Origin of the sequence: Micromonospora sp. NPDC005367, from assembly GCF_040606825.1 — a bacterium.
Lineage (GTDB): Bacteria > Actinomycetota > Actinomycetes > Mycobacteriales > Micromonosporaceae > Micromonospora.
This window is the reverse complement of the sequence record NZ_JBEXFP010000099.1, coordinates 1-2738: the sequence shown is the minus strand read 5'-3', so window position 1 is coordinate 2738 and position 2738 is coordinate 1. Positions and strand designations below refer to the sequence as shown.

Annotated in this window: 3 protein-coding genes; 2 read left to right on the top strand and 1 reads right to left on the bottom strand. The window is 73.2% G+C overall.

The window, feature by feature from the left end:
• Positions 1–300: 300 nt before the first annotated feature.
• The gene (locus ABZS42_RS31845; protein ID WP_355151662.1) at positions 301–663 is read right to left on the bottom strand and encodes a MerR family transcriptional regulator; all 363 of its coding nucleotides are present in this window, start codon (positions 661–663) and stop codon (positions 301–303) included.
• 53 nt (positions 664–716) lie between these two features.
• Between ABZS42_RS31845 and ABZS42_RS31840 the strand changes: the two genes are divergently transcribed.
• Together ABZS42_RS31840 and ABZS42_RS31835 are read left to right on the top strand one after the other, a co-directional pair.
• Positions 717–1715, top strand: a complete 999-nt coding sequence (locus tag ABZS42_RS31840; RefSeq protein ID WP_355151660.1) for an aldo/keto reductase — start codon at positions 717–719, stop codon at positions 1713–1715.
• Between the two features lie 57 nt (positions 1716–1772).
• Positions 1773–2672 carry a TIGR01777 family oxidoreductase gene (locus ABZS42_RS31835; protein ID WP_355151658.1) on the top strand — a complete coding sequence of 300 codons (900 nt, stop codon included), beginning with the start codon at positions 1773–1775 and terminating at the stop codon, positions 2670–2672.
• The last annotated feature ends 66 nt before the right edge of the window (positions 2673–2738 follow it).

Genomic DNA, 2738 nt, shown 5'->3' with positions numbered 1-2738 from the left:
GCCCGTTACGAGGGTGAGGCGCTCACCGACCCGCTGACCGGCCTGCCCAACCGGCGCCGGCTCGAACGCTACATCGCCCCTCGATTTGACCAAGGGCCGACATGATCCGACCCGGCGGGGACGCAGGGCGGCTCCGGGCCGGCGGCCACCCGCGACCCCGGGCCGGCGGCCGCTCACCGCCCCGGGCCGGCCACCACCCACGGCCCCAGGTCGGCGACCGCTCACCGCCCCGGACCGGCGGCCACCCACCGCCGGGGGCCAGCGGCCACCCACGGCCCCGGACCGGCGGCCGGCCGCGGGTCAGGCGGAGTCGGCCGGCCCCTCGTAGAAGCGGATCTTCTCGCGGAGGTGGTCGTACTGGTGCTGGAGCAGGCGCATCTGCTCCTCGACCCGGGTGGCGTGCTCCTCCAGCAGCGCCTTGCGCTCGCCGGCGGTGTGCTCGCCCTCGCGGGCCAGCTGGGCGTACCGGCACATCTGGGCGATGGGCATGCCGGTGTCGCGCAGGCAGCGGAACAGCACCAGCCAGCCCAGATCTTCGTCGGTGAAGACCCGCCGGCCTGCTGAGGTGCGGCCGATGTCGCTCAGCAGGCCGATCTTCTCGTAGTAGCGGAGGGTGTCCAGGCTGAAGCCGCTGCGCCGGGCGGCCTCGGAGGGGGCGTACATGCTCGGAGGCTAGCGCTTGACCTGGAGTGCGCTCCAGGTTGAAGGCTGGGCGCATGACGATGACACGGGAACTTGGCCGCAGCGGCATCGAGGTGAGCGCGATCGGCATGGGCTGCTGGGCGATCGGCGGTCCGCTGTGGGGCGACGACGGGCAGCCGTTCGGCTGGGGCGAGGTCGACGACGACGAGTCGGTCCGCACCATTCACGCCGCGCTCGACGCGGGGGTGACCCTCTTCGACACGGCCAGCAACTACGGCGCCGGGCACAGCGAGCGGGTCCTCGGCCGGGCGCTCGCCGGCCGCCGCGACCGCGTGGTGATCGCCACCAAGTTCGGCAACCGCGCCGACGAGGCCACCCGCCGCTGGTTCGCCACCGACCCCAGCCCGGCGTACGCCGTACAGAGTCTGGAGGAGTCGCTTCGCCGGCTCGGCACCGACCACGTCGACCTGTTCCAGCTGCACATCAACGAACTGTCGGTGCCCGTCGCGCTCGACCTGATCGACACGCTCGAGGATCTCGTCGCCCAGGGCAAGATCCGGGCGTACGGCTGGAGCACCGACGCTCCGGACTCGGCCGAGGCGTTCGCGAAGGCCGGTACGCACTGCACCGCGATCCAGCACGACCAGTCGGTGCTGCGGGACAACGCGCCGATGCTGGCGGTCTGCGACGCGTACGACCTGGCCGCCCTGAACCGCGGGCCGCTCGCGATGGGGCTGCTCACCGGTGCACAGCGGACGCTCGGCCGCGACGACGTGCGCGGGTCGACGCCGGAGTGGCTGGTCTGGTTCACCGACGGCCGACCGACGCCCGAGTGGGCGGCCCGGGTCGAACAGGTCCGCGCCGCGCTGACCGCCGACGGCCGTACCCTCGCGCAGGGCGCGCTGGGCTGGCTGCTGGCCCGCAGCCGGCGCACGGTGCCGATCCCGGGGGCCCGGACGGTGGCGCAGGCGCAGGAGAACTTCGCGACGCTGGCGCTCGGCCTACTCCCCGCCGACGCGTTCGCCGAGGTGGAGCGTCACCTCGCCGACCTGCGACCGACTCCGGTGATGTGAGGCGGTCGTTAGCGGCTCGACGTGTCAGGTTCGCCGCGCGTACCCGAAGATAGGGTCATGCGGATCCTCATGGCCGGCGCGTCCGGCTTCCTCGGCACCCGGCTGGTCGACCGGTTCACCGCCGACGGGCACCAGGTCACCCGGTTGGTCCGCCGCCCGCCACGCACCCCGGACGAGCGGCAGTGGAACCCGTCCGCGGCGCAGCTCGACCCGGCCGTGGTGGCCGACGCCGACGCGGTGGTCAACCTGGCCGGCGCGGGCGTGGGCGACCGGCGGTGGAACGACGAGTACCGGCAGCTGATCCGGAGCAGCCGGGTGGACTCGACCACCACGCTGGCCATCACCATCGCGGGTCTGCCCGGGCAGGACCGGCCGAAGACGCTGCTCAACTCGTCGGCCGTGGGTTGGTACGGCGACACCGGTGATCGGGCCGTGGAGGAGGACGCGCCGGCCGGCGAGGGCTTCCTCTCCGACGTGTGCCGGGTCTGGGAGGCGGCCACCCGGCCGGCCGAGGACGCCGACGTACGGGTGGTACGCCTGCGCATCGGGCTGCCGTTGCACCGCGACGGCGGGATGCTCAAGCCGCAGTTGCTGCCGATGCGGCTGGGCGTCTCCGGCAAGTTGGGCGGCGGCCGGCAGTGGTGGCCGTGCCTGTCGATGGTCGATTTCCTGAACGCGGTGGCGTTCGTGCTGGAACGCGAGGACGTGGCCGGACCGGTAAACGTGGTCGGTGCGGCCCCGGTGACCAACGCGGAGTTCACCAGGGAGCTGGCCCGGCAGCTGCACCGGCCGGCGATCATGCCGATCCCCGCGCTGGCGCTGAAGATCGTGCTCGGCGGGTTCTCCGTGGAGGCGCTCTCCAGCTCCCGGGTGCTACCCGGCGCCCTCGCCCGCGCCGGTTTCACCTACCGCCACCCCGACCTCCCCTCCGCCCTCCACAACGCCCTAACCACCTAACCCCCACCCCCACCCCACCCCCCCGCCCCCACCCCCCAACCCCCCGGTGTTTAAAATTTTTTGTTG

What these genes read in the sequence shown, in the direction of transcription:
- ABZS42_RS31845 (WP_355151662.1), bottom strand. Translation starts at nt 663, where the DNA reads ATGTACGCCCCCTCCGAGGCCGCCCGGCGCAGCGGCTTCAGCCTGGAC.
- ABZS42_RS31840 (WP_355151660.1), top strand. Translation starts at nt 717, where the DNA reads ATGACGATGACACGGGAACTTGGCCGCAGCGGCATCGAGGTGAGCGCG.
- ABZS42_RS31835 (WP_355151658.1), top strand. Translation starts at nt 1,773, where the DNA reads ATGCGGATCCTCATGGCCGGCGCGTCCGGCTTCCTCGGCACCCGGCTG.